The sequence below is a fragment of the uncultured Bradyrhizobium sp. genome, from assembly GCF_936928535.1.
Classification (GTDB): Bacteria; Pseudomonadota; Alphaproteobacteria; order Rhizobiales; family Xanthobacteraceae; genus Bradyrhizobium.
In genome coordinates this window covers 35,979-50,540 of record NZ_CAKZHY010000092.1, presented here as the reverse complement: position 1 = coordinate 50,540, position 14,562 = coordinate 35,979, and the positions used below count along the sequence as shown (strand labels likewise).

Annotated in this window: 13 protein-coding genes; 4 read left to right on the top strand and 9 right to left on the bottom strand. The window is 64.3% G+C overall.

Annotation, left to right across the window (positions count from 1 at the left end; translation table 11 throughout):
• Positions 1-204: 204 nt before the first annotated feature.
• From Q0687_RS14750 to Q0687_RS14725, 6 genes are read right to left on the bottom strand one after another with little or no spacing between them, the layout of a single operon-like run.
• On the bottom strand, positions 205-684 hold the full coding sequence (locus tag Q0687_RS14750) for a MaoC family dehydratase (protein ID WP_298877845.1): 480 nt from the start codon (positions 682-684) through the stop codon (positions 205-207).
• The gene (locus Q0687_RS14745; protein WP_298877843.1) at positions 685-2,403 is read right to left on the bottom strand and encodes an AMP-binding protein; all 1,719 of its coding nucleotides are present in this window, start codon (positions 2,401-2,403) and stop codon (positions 685-687) included. It abuts the gene before it with no gap.
• Positions 2,403-3,293: a 3-hydroxyisobutyrate dehydrogenase gene (mmsB, locus tag Q0687_RS14740; RefSeq protein WP_298877841.1), complete on the bottom strand. Its 891-nt coding sequence runs from the start codon at positions 3,291-3,293 to the stop codon at positions 2,403-2,405. Before mmsB ends, Q0687_RS14745 begins: the two co-directional genes overlap by 1 nt.
• Before the next feature lie 25 nt (positions 3,294-3,318).
• Complete coding sequence (locus tag Q0687_RS14735) at positions 3,319-4,386, bottom strand: enoyl-CoA hydratase/isomerase family protein (protein WP_298877839.1); 1,068 nt, start codon at positions 4,384-4,386, stop codon at positions 3,319-3,321.
• A complete protein-coding gene (locus Q0687_RS14730; RefSeq protein ID WP_298877838.1) occupies positions 4,383-5,528 on the bottom strand; it encodes an isobutyryl-CoA dehydrogenase in 1,146 nt (381 codons plus the stop codon). The genes Q0687_RS14735 and Q0687_RS14730 overlap by 4 nt, the downstream gene beginning before the upstream one ends.
• 22 nt (positions 5,529-5,550) lie before the next feature.
• Positions 5,551-7,047, bottom strand: coding sequence for a CoA-acylating methylmalonate-semialdehyde dehydrogenase (locus Q0687_RS14725; RefSeq protein WP_298877837.1), 1,497 nt, complete (start codon positions 7,045-7,047; stop codon positions 5,551-5,553).
• A 103-nt stretch (positions 7,048-7,150) separates the two neighbouring features.
• Here Q0687_RS14725 and Q0687_RS14720 point away from each other — a divergent pair, with 103 nt between their 5' ends.
• Positions 7,151-8,059 (top strand): LysR family transcriptional regulator, encoded by a 909-nt coding sequence (locus tag Q0687_RS14720; protein WP_298877835.1) that lies wholly within the window; start codon positions 7,151-7,153, stop codon positions 8,057-8,059.
• Between the two features lie 117 nt (positions 8,060-8,176).
• Here the strand turns inward: Q0687_RS14720 and Q0687_RS14715 are convergent, their stop codons facing one another.
• Positions 8,177-8,797 (bottom strand): TetR/AcrR family transcriptional regulator, encoded by a 621-nt coding sequence (locus Q0687_RS14715; RefSeq protein ID WP_298877834.1) that lies wholly within the window; start codon positions 8,795-8,797, stop codon positions 8,177-8,179.
• 59 nt (positions 8,798-8,856) lie between these two features.
• Positions 8,857-9,396, bottom strand: coding sequence for a PaaI family thioesterase (locus tag Q0687_RS14710; RefSeq protein WP_298877832.1), 540 nt, complete (start codon positions 9,394-9,396; stop codon positions 8,857-8,859).
• A gap of 152 nt (positions 9,397-9,548) precedes the next feature.
• Here Q0687_RS14710 and Q0687_RS14705 point away from each other — a divergent pair, with 152 nt between their 5' ends.
• The 3 genes from Q0687_RS14705 (at position 9,549) to Q0687_RS14695 (ending at position 13,161) form a co-directional block, all read left to right on the top strand.
• A complete protein-coding gene (locus Q0687_RS14705; RefSeq protein WP_298878047.1) occupies positions 9,549-10,319 on the top strand; it encodes an enoyl-CoA hydratase in 771 nt (256 codons plus the stop codon).
• 234 nt (positions 10,320-10,553) lie between these two features.
• A complete protein-coding gene (locus Q0687_RS14700) occupies positions 10,554-11,750 on the top strand; it encodes an acetyl-CoA C-acyltransferase (RefSeq protein WP_298877831.1) in 1,197 nt (398 codons plus the stop codon).
• Between the two features lie 115 nt (positions 11,751-11,865).
• Complete coding sequence (locus tag Q0687_RS14695; protein WP_298877830.1) at positions 11,866-13,161, top strand: MFS transporter; 1,296 nt, start codon at positions 11,866-11,868, stop codon at positions 13,159-13,161.
• Here the strand turns inward: Q0687_RS14695 and Q0687_RS14690 are convergent.
• Positions 13,158-14,561 carry a carbohydrate porin gene (locus tag Q0687_RS14690; protein WP_298877828.1) on the bottom strand — a complete coding sequence of 468 codons (1,404 nt, stop codon included), beginning with the start codon at positions 14,559-14,561 and terminating at the stop codon, positions 13,158-13,160. The genes Q0687_RS14695 and Q0687_RS14690 overlap by 4 nt on opposite strands.
• Position 14,562: the final 1 nt, after the last annotated feature.

Here is a 14,562-nt window from a genome sequence, read left to right as displayed (position 1 = left end):
TTCTCCCCTTGTGGGAGAAGGTGGCGCGAAGCGCCGGATGAGGGGTCTCTCTCCACAGATGTGCTCGCGGAGAGAGACCCCTCACCCGGCTTCGCTTTCGCGAAGCCACCCTCTCCCACAAGGGGAGAGGGTTCGAGCGCACCAAATGATAGGCTTTTGAGCAGCGATGGATTGCCGGGTCAAGCCCGGCCATGGCGGCTCAACTCACGCGAAATAGATCAACCCGAGCCAATCCGCGACCAGAGCGGGCCTGTCCTCGCCCTCGATCTCCACGGTGACATTGGTGCGAGACTGCAATTCGTTGGGCTTGCGCAGCTTGGCTTCGGCCAGCACGAAACGGCCGCGAATGCGTTTGCCCGAGCGCACCGGCGAGATGAAACGCAGCTTGTCGAAGCCGTAATTGACGCCCATCGTGGTGCCTGCGATCGCCGGCATCACCTCATAAGACATCACTGACATCATCGACATCGTCAGGAAGCCGTGCGCGATGGTCGTGCCGAAGGCGGTTTCCTTCTTGGCGCGCTCGGGATCAACGTGGATGAACTGATGATCCTCGGTGACGTCGGCATAGGTGTCGATGCGGGGCTGGTCGATCAGGTGCCAGGACGACACGCCGATCTCCTTGCCGACCATGGCTTGATAGGCCTCCAGCGTGATCGGCGGCTTCTTCCAGATTTGATTCACTTAGCTCTCACTTCTTGTTTTCGGCAGCTCCGGAAAATCCTCCTCACGGAATTCCCGGCCGCGCAGCGGATCGTTGCGATCATTGTCGCGCTCGAGCCGTCGTAGCTGCACGCGGCGGATCTTGCCAGAGATCGTCTTCGGCAGCTCGGTGACGATTTCGAGGCGGCGGATCCGCTTGAACGGCGCCAGCCGCGTGTGCAGATGCCTAAAGATGGACAGCGCGGTCTCGGGCGTCCGCTCGGCGCCCGAGGTCAGCAGCACGAAGGCCTTGGGGATCGCGAGCCTGATGGGATCGGGGCTCGGCACCACCGCGGCTTCGGCAACGAGCTCGTGCTCGAGCAGCACGCTCTCGAGCTCGAACGGGCTGATGCGGTAGTCGGAGGATTTGAACACGTCGTCGGAGCGGCCGACGAAGGTGAGATAGCCGTCATCGTCTTCGAATACGACGTCGCCGCTGCGATAGAGCTCGCCTTCGGCGCCCGACAGCTTGCCGTCGTCGCCCTGATAGCCCTGCATCAGGCCGGCCGGCCTGTCAGCGCCGAGCAGCAACGCGACCTCGCCCTCCTTGGCCGGATGGCCGTCGGCGTCGGTGACTTGCACGCGGTAGCCCGGCAGCGGCCGGCCCATCGAGCCGACCTTGATCTTCTGCCCAGGCGAATTGCCGGCAAGCGCCGTGGTTTCAGTCTGGCCATAGCCGTCTCTGATCGTGAGGCCCCAGGCGGCCTGCACCTGGTCGATCACCTCTGGATTGAGCGGCTCGCCGGCGCCGCAGACTTCGCGCAAGGCCACCTTGAACGCGGCCAGGTTCTCCTGGATGAACAGCCGCCACACCGTCGGTGGCGCGCACAACGTCGTGACACCGCAGCGGCCGATGGTGGCGAGCAGGCCTTTGGCGTCGAAGCGCGGCTGGTTGACCACGAACACGGTCGCACCCGCATTCCACGGCGCGAAAAAGCAGCTCCAGGCGTGCTTGGCCCAGCCCGGCGAGGAGATGTTGAGATGAACGTCGCCGGGCATCAGCCCGATCCAGTACATGGTGGAGAGATGACCGACCGGATAGCTGCGCTGGCTGTGCCGGACGAGCTTTGGCTTTGCCGTCGTGCCCGAGGTGAAATAGAGCAGCATCGGGTCGTCGGCCTTGGTCGGGCCGTCGGGGGCGAAACTCTCAGGCGTGCTCGTCGCTTCGTCGTAGGCGAGCCAACCGTCGGAGGCCGTGCCGACCACGATGCGAACGATGTTCTCGGCACCAAGGCTTGCGAATTTCGCAACCTGATCCTCTGCGGCAACAACCGCCTTCGCTCTGCCGCGATCGAGTCGATCGCGCAGCTCGTCGGCGGTGAGCAGCGTGGTTGCTGGGATCACGACGACGCCGAGCTTGATCGCCGCGAGCATAGTCTCCCACAGCGGAACCACATTGCCGAGCAACAGCAGGAGATGATCGCCGCGCTTCAGGCCCTGCGCGCGAAGGAAGTTGGCCACCTGATTGGAGCGCCTGGAGAGCGCCGCGAAGGATAGCTTGGTCTGCTTGTCCTGCGCAGCATCGACAATCCAGAGCGCGGGCCGGTCCTTGCTCTCCGCGTTCGTCGCCAGCTCGGCGTCGAACCAGTCGAGCGCCCAATTGAAGGGGGCAGGATCAGGCCAGCGGAAATCCCGGACCGCTGTCTCGTAATCCGTGCGGTTGTGAAGCAGAAACGCGCGCGCGTCCTGAAATGTCGTCATTAGGCTTTCCCGGCTAGCCCCCTAACGTGCTTGATAATTCCGGAAAAATCCACCCCGCCCTGGCCGGCTGCGTCGAAAGACTGATAGATCTCCTGCGCATGCTTGCCGAGCGGCGTAGCGGCGCCCGCGGCCTTCGCGGCGTCCTGCGCCAGGGTCAGGTCCTTCACCATCAGCGCCGAGGCGAAGCCCGGCTTATAGTCGTTATTGGCGGGGGACGTCGGCACCGGGCCCGGAACCGGGCAATAGGTCGTCAGCGACCAGCACTGGCCCGACGAGGTCGAGGCGACATCGAACAGCGCCTGATGCGAGAGGCCGAGCTTCTCAGCCAACGCAAACGCCTCGCTCACCGCGATCATGGAAATACCGAGGATCATGTTGTTGCAGATCTTGGCCGCCTGCCCTGCGCCGCTGCCGCCACAATGCACGATCTTCTTGCCCATCTTCTCCAGCACGGGCTTGGCTGCCGCGAACGCGCCCTCCTCGCCACCGCACATGAAGGTGAGCGTGGCGCCCTTGGCACCGCCGGTACCGCCGGAGACCGGTGCATCGACCGAGAGCACGCCGTTCTTGGCGGCGAGCACATGAGCGGCCCTCGCGCTCTCGACGTCGATGGTGGAGCTGTCGATGATCAGCGCGCCCTTGGTCATCGCAGGAACGACCTCGTTCCAGACGCCGAGCACATGCTTGCCTGCGGGGAGCATGGTGACGACGACGTCGGCGCCTTTCACCGCAGCCGTTGCACTGTCGGCGATGCCGGCACCGTCGGCCTTGGCGTGATTGCGGGAGGCCTCGACGAGATCGAACGCCACCACCTTGTGGCCGGCCTTGACGAGATTGGCAGCCATCGGGCCACCCATGTTGCCGAGACCGATGAATGCGATCGTGGCCATTGTTATTTCCTCCGCTTGAACGTTGTTAGTTGAACTTGAGCTCGTCAGGGCCGATCTCGGCCAGATACGGCGCCAGCATCTCTTGCGTCACGTCCTCGACCCGCGGCGGCGACCAGGTCGGATTGCGATCCTTGTCGATCACGGCGGCGCGCACCCCCTCGCGGAAATCGTCGCTGCGAAAAACTTCGCAGGCGGCGCGATATTCGCGCACCAGGCACTCTTCCAGGCTCAACGCGGTTCGCGCGAGCCTCAGCAGCTTCAGCGTCACCACCATGCCACGCGGCGATTTTTCGTTGAGTGCCTTCAGCGTCGCCAGCGCGAACTCCGAGCCGTCGCGCTTGAGCGCGGCGAAAATGTCTTCCATGCGGTCGAAGCCGAACAGGGCATCGATGAGCGGCTCTTTTGCGGCCACGGGCCCTGCGGTCTCGCCAGTGGCAAAATCGTTGATCAGCTTGGTGACGTCGGATGCTGTCACGCCAGGGCGAACCTTGGTCAGCGCCTCGCGCAGCTCCAGCCACTTTGCAGCCGGCACCTCGGCGTCCGCGAACTTGGCGTGGATCGCATCCGGGCCATTCATGGTCTGGCCGGTGAGACCAAAATAGGTACCGATCTCGCCGGGCGAGCGCGACAGCAGCCAGGTGCCGCCGACATCGGGGAAGAAGCCGAGCCCTACCTCGGGCATGGCCAGCTTGGTGCGATCGGTCACGACACGGTGGCTGGCATGGCCCGAAAGCCCAACGCCGCCGCCCATCACCAGACCGTCCATGAATGCGACATACGGTTTCGGATACTTCGCGATCCGCGCGTTCATGACGTATTCCTGGCGCCAGAACCGAGCGCCGAGATCGCCGCCTTCGCGCGAGCTCTCCCAGAGGCCGCGGATGTCACCGCCGGCACAAAGGCCACGCTCGCCCGCGCCTTCCAGAATGATGACGGCAACTTCAGGATCGGTCTCGAAGCGATCGAGCGCCGCGTCGATACCCTCGGACATCTCCAGCGTCATGGCGTTGATCGCCTTTGGGCGGTTGAGGCGGATCACGCCCGCCGCATCCTCGCGACGGACGATCAGATCGCCCTCTTCCACTGCATTCATCGCGCGCCCTCGATCAGCTTGCGCGCCACGATGAGCCGCATGATTTCATTGGTGCCTTCGAGGATCTGGTGCACGCGCAGATCGCGCACGATCTTCTCGATGCCGTATTCGCTGAGATAGCCGTAGCCGCCGTGCAGCTGCAGCGCATGGTTGGCAACCTCGAAGCCGACATCGGTGCCGAAACGCTTGGCCATCGCGCACAGCATGGTGGCGTCGGGGTCCTTTCGATCGAGCGCCGCCGCAGCGCGCCACAGGAAGGTGCGTGCGGCCTCGAGCTCGATGGCCATGTCGGCGAGCTTGAACTGCAGCGCCTGGAATTCGTCCAGACGCTTTCCAAACGCCTTGCGCTCCTTCATGTAGGCGCGTGCCTTGTCGAGCGCGGTCTGTGCGCCGCCAAGCGAACATGCGGTGATGTTGAGGCGGCCGCCGTCGAGGCCAGCCATCGCGATCTTGAAGCCGATCCCCTCCTCGCTCAGCCTGGCGGCAACAGGCACGCGGGCGTTCTCGAACATCACGGCGCGGGTCGGCTGCGCGTTCCAGCCCATCTTGCGCTCATTGGCGCCGAAGGAGACGCCCGGCGTCTTGCCATCGATGACGAGGGTCGAGATGCCGCCGGGGCCATCAACGCCGGTCCTGACCATCGCGACCAAAAGGTCGGTACCGCCAGCGCCGGAGATGAACTGCTTCTGACCGTTGAGCACGTAATGATCGCCATCGCGCACCGCACGCGTTCGCAGCGCCGCTGCATCGGAGCCGGCGCCTGGCTCGGTCAGGCAGTAGCTCGCGATCAGCTCCATCGTGCAGAGCTTCGGCAGCCATTGGTGGCGCTGGGTGTCGCTGCCGAAGGCATCGATCATCCAGCTCGCCATGTTATGAATCGAGATGAAGGCCGAGGTGGTCGGACAACCCGTCGCCAGCGCCTCGAAGATCAGCGCTGCGTCGAACCGCGACATCGCGGAGCCGCCGACATCGTCGCGGATGTAGATGCCGCCCATGCCGAGGCTTGCCGCCTCGCGCATCACGTCGACGGGAAAGTGCTTCTCCTCGTCCCAGCGCAGCGCGTGCGGCGCGATCTTTTCCGCCGCAAACGCCAACGCCATATCGCGAACCGCGACCTGATCCTCGTTCAGAGCGAATTGCATCGTGCCCTCGCTCCTGAACGGATTACTTCATCAGCGGGATCGAGAACTCCGCACCTTCCTTGACGCCGGACGGCCAGCGCGAGGTCACCGTCTTGGTCTTGGTATAGAAGCGGACCGAGTCCGGGCCGTGCTGGTTGAGATCGCCGAAGCCCGACTTCTTCCAGCCGCCGAAGGTGTAGTAAGCGATCGGCACCGGGATCGGCACGTTGATGCCGACCATGCCGACATTGACCTTGGCCGCGAAGTCGCGCGCAGCATCGCCGTCGCGGGTAAAGATGGCAACGCCGTTGCCGTAATCATGCTCCGACGGCAGCGCCAGCGCCTCCTTGTAGTCGTGCGCGCGCACGACCGAAAGCACGGGCCCGAAGATTTCTTCCTTGTAGATCCGCATGTCCTTGGTGACGTTGTCGAACAGCGAGCCGCCGAGATAGAAGCCCTTCTCGTAGCCCTGCATCTTGAAGCCGCGGCCGTCGACGGCGAGCGTCGCGCCTTCCTTGATGCCGATATCGATGTAGCTCTTGACCTTCTCGACCGCCTCGCGTGTCACCAGCGGACCGTAATCGGCCGACGGATCGATCGAGGTGCCGATCTTCAGGCTCTCGACGCGCGGGATCAGCTTGTCCATCAGGCGATCGGCGGTGGCCTTGCCGACGGGAACGGCAACCGAGACGGCCATGCAGCGCTCGCCGGCCGAGCCGTAGCCCGCGCCGATCAGCGCATCGACGGCCTGGTCCATATCGGCATCAGGCATGATGATGGCGTGGTTCTTGGCACCGCCAAAACACTGGCAGCGCTTGCCGGTCTGGGCGGCGCGCTCATAGATGTACTGCGCGATCGGCGTGGAGCCGACGAAGCCGACGGCCTTGATGTCAGGGTCGTCGAGGATGGCGTCGACGGCTTCCTTGTCGCCGTTGACGACATTGAGGATACCGGCCGGCAGGCCCGCCTCGATCATCAGTTCGGCAAGCTTCATCGGCACGCCGGGATCACGCTCCGACGGCTTCAGGATGAAGGCGTTGCCGCAGGCGATCGCGGGCGCGAACTTCCACATCGGGATCATCGCCGGGAAATTGAACGGCGTAATGCCGGCGACGACGCCGAGCGGCTGGCGCATGGAATAGATATCGATGCCGGGGCCGGCGCCCTCGGTATACTCGCCCTTCATCAAATGCGGGATGCCGCAGGCGAACTCGGCGACCTCGAGGCCGCGCTGGATATCGCCCTTGGCGTCGGGCACGGTCTTGCCGTGCTCGCGCGCCAGTAGCTCGGCGAGCTTGTCGTAGTCGCGCTGCACCAGCTCCACGAACTTCGTCATGACGCGGGCACGGCGCTGCGGATTGGTCGCCGCCCATTCGGGCTGAGCGGCGCGGGCGTTCTCGACGGCGGCGCGAACCTCGGCCTTGGACGCCAGCGCGACCTTGGCCTGAACGTCACCGGTCATCGGCTCGAAGACGTCTGCCGTCCGGCCCGACGTACCCTTGACTTCCTTGCCACCGATGAAATGTCCGACTGAACGCATGGAATGATCTCCTTGGAAGTCGCGCCTGAACGCTTTGACAAATCCTATCGACCTGCATTTATTGGGATTCAAGTCTGATATATTGCACCATAGATGTGCGAAAATGCTGGATCAAGGTAGCATCGACTGGGACGACTTCCGCTTCGTGCTGGCCATCGTGCGGGGCGGCTCGGTGTCGGCTGCGGCAAAACAGCTCGGCGTCGACCATGCCACCGTGATCCGGCGCGTGGACCGGCTGGAGAAACACCTCTCGGCAAAGCTGTTTGACCGGCGCAAGACCGGCTACCTCCTTACCGAATCCGGCCAGCGCGTGGCCGACAGCGCCGAGGCGATGGAATCCACCATCGTCGCCAACCAGGAACAGGTCGGCGGCTCCGTGGCGCGGCTGACGGGCACGGTGCGGATCGGCGCACCTGATGGCTTCGGCACCGCCTTCCTGGCCCCGAGGCTCGCCCCATTCGCCGACCGCTATCCCGATCTCGATCTGCAACTTGTGGCCACCGCACGGCTGTTCAGTCTCTCCAAGCGCGAGGCCGACATCGCGATCAGCCTGACCATGCCGAAGGAAGGCCGCATCGTCGGCCGCAAGCTGCTCGACTATCGGCTCGGGCTCTATGCGGCGCCGGCGTATCTCGACCGCTTCCCTGAGATCACCTCGCGGCAAGACCTGCCGCAGCATCGGTTCGTGGGCTACATCGAGGAACTGCTGTTCACGCCCGAGCTCGACTACCTGCCGCAGGTGTCGCCGCGTATCTCGGCACGTTTCCGTAGCGCCAATCTGATCGCGCAGCTCAACGCCACGCTGTCAGGCTTCGGCATCGCCGTGCTGCCGCATTTCATGGCGAGCGACTATCCGCAGCTCGTGGCGGTGCTACCCGAGGAGGTCTCGATCACCAGGACGTTCTGGATGCTGATGCACGCCGACAGCAAGGATCTTGCACGGATCCGGGCGGTCGCAGATTACATCGGGGAAATCGTGGAGCGTGAGCGGGCGCTGTTTGCGGGGCGATAGCACCGCTGTCGTAGGGTGGGCAAAGCGAAGCGTGCCCACGCATTTTTCAACTGAGAGAGATGGTGGGCACGGCGCAAGCGCGCCTTTGCCCACCCTACGCATTCAACGGCAACTCGCCTAGCTGAGCTTTGCCTTCTTCGCAGCCGTCACCTTCGGCTCGCGCTTCGCGCCCTCGAGCGCGTTGTCCCTGCCCGCCTTCAGCACCTCATCCGACAGCTCACTGGAGCCGGCGATGCGCGCCAGCAGCATGGTGCCTGCCATCGTGGCCAGCGTGGCGATCGCCTGCTTGCGCGCGGCCTTGCGCGGAACGTTCGGGATGAAATCGGTCATCATCTCGACCATCTCGTCGAGCTTGCCGGCAAAGGCCTTTCGCGTCTTCGGGCTCTCGCGAGCGATCTCGGCGCCGAGCGCGGGGATCGAGCAGCCATGGCCGGGATTGTCACGATGCAGCACCGAAAGATAGGTCTCCACGATCTGGGCCAGCTGCTTGTCTGGCGCAACCTGATCGGACTGCTTGCGCCAATGCTCCATCGATCGGTCCATGGCGTAGGCAAAGGCCTCGATCACCAGCGCCTCGCGCGAATCGAAATGGGCGTAGAAGCCGCCATGCGTGAGGCCCGCCTCCTTCATGAGATCGGCGACGCCGATGCCGTGGGCGCCCTTTTCGCGCAGCCGCACCGACGCCTTCTTGACGATGCGGTCGTGGGTTTCCTGCTTGTGTTCCCGAGAATAGCGCATGCAGCTCTCATTGGATGTCGGAGGTCATCTCATAACACGGATATCGACCGAGCGGCGCATTAATTCCCGGTAAAGATGTTACCGATCATGGAAAAGGTTGCAGTTGCATGGACTGCGAGTGTCCCTTTACCGTCCCGCACAAAGCCTTCGGTGTAGCTGGTCTGGCGCCCGAGCTTGATGATCTTGCCTTCGGCCGAGATCAGTCCGGACCTGACCGAGAGCGGCCGCAGGAAGGTTATCTTCAGGTCGAGCGTCACCGACGACTGCCCGGCCTCGAGACGCGTCGAAATCGCACAGCCCATGGCGGTGTCGAGCAGAGCGGCCGCAGTCGCCCCATGCAGAAGCCCGATGGTATTTTCGAGATCCTCGCGCGGCTCCAGTTCCATCACGATCCTGCCAGGCTCGACAAAAGCCATGACGAAGCCGATCAGTTTTGCGAAGGGCGGCGGCGGCAGCCGGCCATCGCGGATGCCGAGCATGGCGTCCATGCCTGATAGGCCCATGGCCACTTCCGCGACCGGCGCAGGAACCTGCCAGTCGACCACGCGCTCGCGGCGCTGTGCGGACGAAAACAAATCGGGTTGAGCGGATTCAGCCATAAAGCCCTCTTTGAATGATATTCATCATACTATGCCACGGACTTCATGCTGGCAACACCGCCTCATCCGCTTGACAAGCGGGGCGTTTCGGCCCGGAAGTAATCACGACCAGCGCGTTGTCGCGCATGTCCACGAAAGCTTCGGATCACACCATGGAAATGCTCAACAATCACTGCGGCGTGACCCGCGATGCGCGCGGCGTCGTCCATGTCGCGATCTGCAACGCCGGCTCGCTGAACATTCTGGGCTCGCCCGTGACCGACGCGGTCCGCGAAGGGCTACAAAAGCTCGCCACAGATCGCAGCATCCGCGTGGCGGTGCTGCGCGGCCAGAGCGAGAAGAGCATGATCGGCGGCGCCGACATCAAGGAGATGGCGAAGCTCGATCAGAAATCCGCGGAGGCCTTCATTAGCCGCCTGCGCGATCTCTGCGAAGTGGTGCGGCAATTCCCCGCCCCGATGATCGCGCGCATGCCCGGCTGGTGCCTCGGCGGCGGGCTCGAGGTCGCGGCCGCCTGCGACTTCCGGATCGCCGCCCACGATGCGCATTTCGGCATGCCTGAGGTGCGGGTCGGCATCCCCTCGGTGATCCACGCTGCGTTGCTGCCGCGCCTGATCGGCTGGGCCCGGGCGCGCTGGCTGGTGATGACGGCGGAGAATATTGATGCGCCGACGGCGCTGGCCTGGGGCCTGATCGACAAGCTCGCCCCGCCGGGCGGCCTGGATGCCGAGATCGAGCATCTCGTGACGGCGCTGCTCGAATGCGGCCCCGAGGCGCTGCGCTCGCAGAAGGCGCTGCTGCGGCAATGGGAGGAATTGCCGCTGACCGAGTCGGTGAACCTCAGCGTCAAGGTGTTCGGCGAGTCGTTCCTGACGGATGAGCCGACACGGCTGATGCAGGCGTTCGTGAACAGGAAGCGGTAGGCGCTCCACGAATGGTGTCATACCCCGCGAAAGCGGGGTATCCAGTACGCTGCGGCTCCTCGGTTCCAGCCGCAGCGCCTCTGGAATACTGGATCACCCGCTTTCGCGGGTGATGACAGTGTGCCGTGGGCTCTCATCCGAACCACGACATTTTCTCATCCCCGGCGTGGTTGCATTTTTTGCGACGCATCATATGATGATCATAATCTTAATGATCATCACAGGGAGTTTGTCATGGCCGAAGCCGCCGATCCCGTCATCATCGTCTCCGCTGCCCGCACGCCGCTCGGCCGCTTCATGGGAGAGCTGTCGCCGCTTGCCGCCCACAAGCTCGGATCGCATGTGATCGGGGCGGCGCTGGAACGCGCCAGGCTCGCGCCCGAGAAGGTCGACGAGGTCTTCATGGGCTGCGTGCTGCCGGCCGGCCAGGGCCAGGCGCCAGCGCGCCAGGCCGCGCGTGGCGCTGGTCTGCCGGATGCCACCGGCGCCACCACGGTGAACAAGGTCTGCGGCTCCGGCATGAAGGCGACCATGCTGGCGCACGACATCATTCGCGCCGGATCTGCCGAGATCGTCGTCTCCGGCGGTATGGAGAGCATGAGCAACGCGCCCTATCTGCTCGCGAAGGCGCGCGCAGGCTATCGCGCCGGCCATGATCGCATCATCGACCACATGATGATGGATGGTCTCGAGGACGCCTACGAGACCGGCCGCTCGATGGGCGATTTCGGCGAAGCCACCGCCGAAGCCTATCAGTTCACCCGCAAGGACCAGGACGCCTATGCGATGGAGACGATCAGCCGCGCGCGCAAGGCCGTCGAAGGCGGCGCGTTCAAGGCCGAGATCGCGCCGATCACGCTGAGCGAGAAAGCAGGCCCGCGCGTCATTGCCAATGACGAGCATCCGTTGAAGGTCGATCCGGCCAAGATCCCCGGACTGAAGCCGGCGTTTCGCGCCAACGGCACGATCACGCCGGCGGCCTCCTCCGCCAACGCCGACGGCGCCGCCGCGCTGGTGCTGACCAAGCGCTCGCTCGCCGATCGCAACGGCCTTCCTGCGATCGCCGAGATCAAGGGCCACGCCACCCACAGCCAGGAGCCGCAATGGTTCACGACGGCGCCGATCCCGGCCATCCGCAAGCTGCTCGACAAGGTCGGCTGGACCGCGGGCGATGTCGATCTGTTTGAAATCAACGAGGCCTTCGCCGTCGTCGCGATGGCTGCGCAGCGCGATCTCGGCATCCCGCGCGACAAGCTCAACATCAACGGTGGCGCCTGCGCGCTCGGCCATCCCATCGGCGCCACCGGCGCGCGGTTGATCGTGACGCTGCTGCATGCGCTGGAGGCGAACAATCTCAAGCGCGGCGTCGCGGCACTTTGCATCGGCGGTGGCGAGGCCACCGCGATCGCCGTCGAGCGCATGGCTCGCTGATCAGCCGCTATGTCCTAATTTGAGGGAAGTCTGTCATTTCAGACTTCCCTCTGTTGTGTCAGACTGCAACGATGACGCGGGTGTACTTGACCCCGCCAACCTGGATTGATGGGCAATGATTTCGAACTGGCTCTCGGCCGCGCTCGGCCGTCGCAACATCCATTACGGCTGGGTGATGGTCGGCGTGACCTTCTTCGCCGCGCTGATCAGCGCCGGCACGGTCGGCGCGCCCGGCGTGTTCATCATTCCGCTTCAGAAGGAGTTCGGCTGGAGCACGGCCGAGATCTCCTCCGCGCTCTCGATTCGCTTCATCCTGTTCGGACTGATGGCACCGTTCGCCGCCGCCCTGCTCAACCGTTATGGCTTGCGCAATGTCACGCTGACTGCGCAGCTCATCGTCGTGTCCGCGCTCGTACTCTCGCTCGGAATGACCCAGGTCTGGCAGCTCGTAGCGCTGTGGGGCGTGGTGATCGGGATCGGCACCGGGATGACCGCGCTGGTGCTGGGCGCGACCATCGCGACGCGCTGGTTCGCGGCGCGGCGCGGCCTCGTCATCGGCGTCATGACTGCGAGCGTCGCCACCGGCCAGCTCGTGTTCCTGCCGCTGCTCGCAAGCCTGACCGAACGCTTCGGCTGGCGCCTCGCACTCGGCTTCGTCTGCATCATGCTTGGTGTTTCAGCGGCAGCGGTCTTGCTCGTCATGCGGGACCGCCCGAGCGATCTGGGCCTGCGCCCGTTCGGCGACGAGGGCACCGAGCCCCTGCCCGCACCGCCTGTGACCCATGGCTCGATCACGGCCGTTGCACTCGGCACGCTGCGCGACGCCTCGAAGTCGCGCGCGTTCTGGATCCTGTTTGCGACCTTCTTCGTCTGCGGCGCCTCGACCAACGGGCTCGTCCAGGTGCATCTCATTCCGATGTGTCTCGATTTCGGCATCCCGCAGGTGCAGGCCGCGAGCCTCCTGGCGGCGATGGGCATCTTCGACTTCTTCGGCACCATCATGTCGGGCTGGCTGTCGGACCGTTATGACAACCGCTTCCTGCTGTTCTGGTATTACGGCCTGCGCGGGCTCTCGCTGATCTTCCTTCCCTTCAGCGATTTCTCGTTCTATGGCCTGTCGATCTTCGCGATGTTCTACGGCCTCGACTGGATCGCGACCGTGCCGCCGACGGTGCGCCTCACCGCGCAGAAGTTCGGACCCGAGCGCGCCAATCTGGTGTTCGGCTGGATCTTCGCGGGCCATCAGCTCGGCGCCGGCACCGCCGCGTTCGGCGCGGGCCTGTCGCGGACGCTGCTGCAAAGCTATCTGCCTGCCTTCTTCATCGCCGGCGCGCTCTGTGTATTTGCCTCGCTGATCGTGCTGGCCCTGTCGCGGCACCCGAAGCCGCAACCAAAACCCGTGATGGCCTAGTACCTGATCGTGGTGGTGATGCCGAACACTGCGGCGTCACCGATCCTCGAAGTCCCGGTCGGGTCGTTCGGATTCGGGATCCCGCCGGACGGGCGCCACACATACTGGAAGTAAGGCGCGATCAGCCAGCCAGGCTTGATGTGCGCCTCGTAGATCACCTCGAGCAGGGCCTCGCTGCTGCGCACCGGGCTCTGGTTGCCGCTGAAAATCTGGGTATCGACGTCCAGGCTTCGGGCGGCGCCCGAAATCCGCATATAGGCCATCCCGATCCCGAACCGGTCGAGTGAACGGCCCGGGGTAAAGCCGACAAAGCCGACACCGCCGTCGAGATAGAGATCGATCAAGTTGCGATCGGGCGGACTGTAAGCGATGCGGCCGAACCCGGTGACACCGGGGATCGAGGCCGACACGGTCTTCTCGGTCGCTGCCCCCGGCGGCCGCCAGAGAGTCTGCTCGACCACCGCGTAGATTCCATAATTGCCGCGAAGTTTTGCCGGGATGCCGGATCCGGTTGGGTCCGCGAGCGAGATTCCTCCCGCGGTGAAGCGCTGACTGTCGAAGTCGCCGAAATGATACCAGCCGCCGGGCGTGAAGTTGCCCGCGAGCGAGCTTCCACCGATATCGAGATGATAGTCGAAATGGACCTGCCCGATGAGCCACGGCGGATCATTGACGCGAAAGGCCAGACCGTGATTGTCGCGCGTCTGCGGATCGCCGTCGCCCGGCCGGGTTGGATTGCCGTTGAACACCGCACCGAAGACGGTGATATCGTCCGCAACCACGGCCTTGACGCGAATGCCGGGCACCGCGATTGGCGGCGCCGGGCCGCCAGCTGGCAGGTTGGTGGCCTTGATGGCCGGCCAGCCGAAGGTGCCGTTGATGAAGAGATCATCGGTCTCGCTGTCGAAGAACTCGACGTCGGCGGCCTGCTGGCCGGCCCTGATGTTGAGCCGGTCGTTGAACAAGCTCTGCTCGAAATAGGCGTTGTAGAGCCGCCGGTCGGGCAGCGCCTCGATCTCGCTGATAGTGGCGAGGTTGTGGATGTAGTTGCGGCTCAGCCCTTGGCCGTAGATGACGAAGCCGTTGGCATAGAACCGACCACCGGACCAGCCGACGAGCTTGTCAAGGTCAGCGTCGACCGAGAGATCAAGTCGGCCGAAATGGATGGCGCCGCGCGAGACCCCGCCCGAAACATTGCCGATGTTGTCGGCGATGTAGGCCGCGCCGAAGTTCAAACCCTTGTTCGTCAGCCCGTCATTCCATTCGTTGAACCATTTTGGAAACAGCCAGTCGGCGGCGCTCTCGTCCTTGGCGCCAGCGAATGCACCGGTGCTCGCAAGCGATATCGCCGCCAGCACGAGCAGGCGTCGCAACGCAAATGTTGGAGCAATCGCACTCACG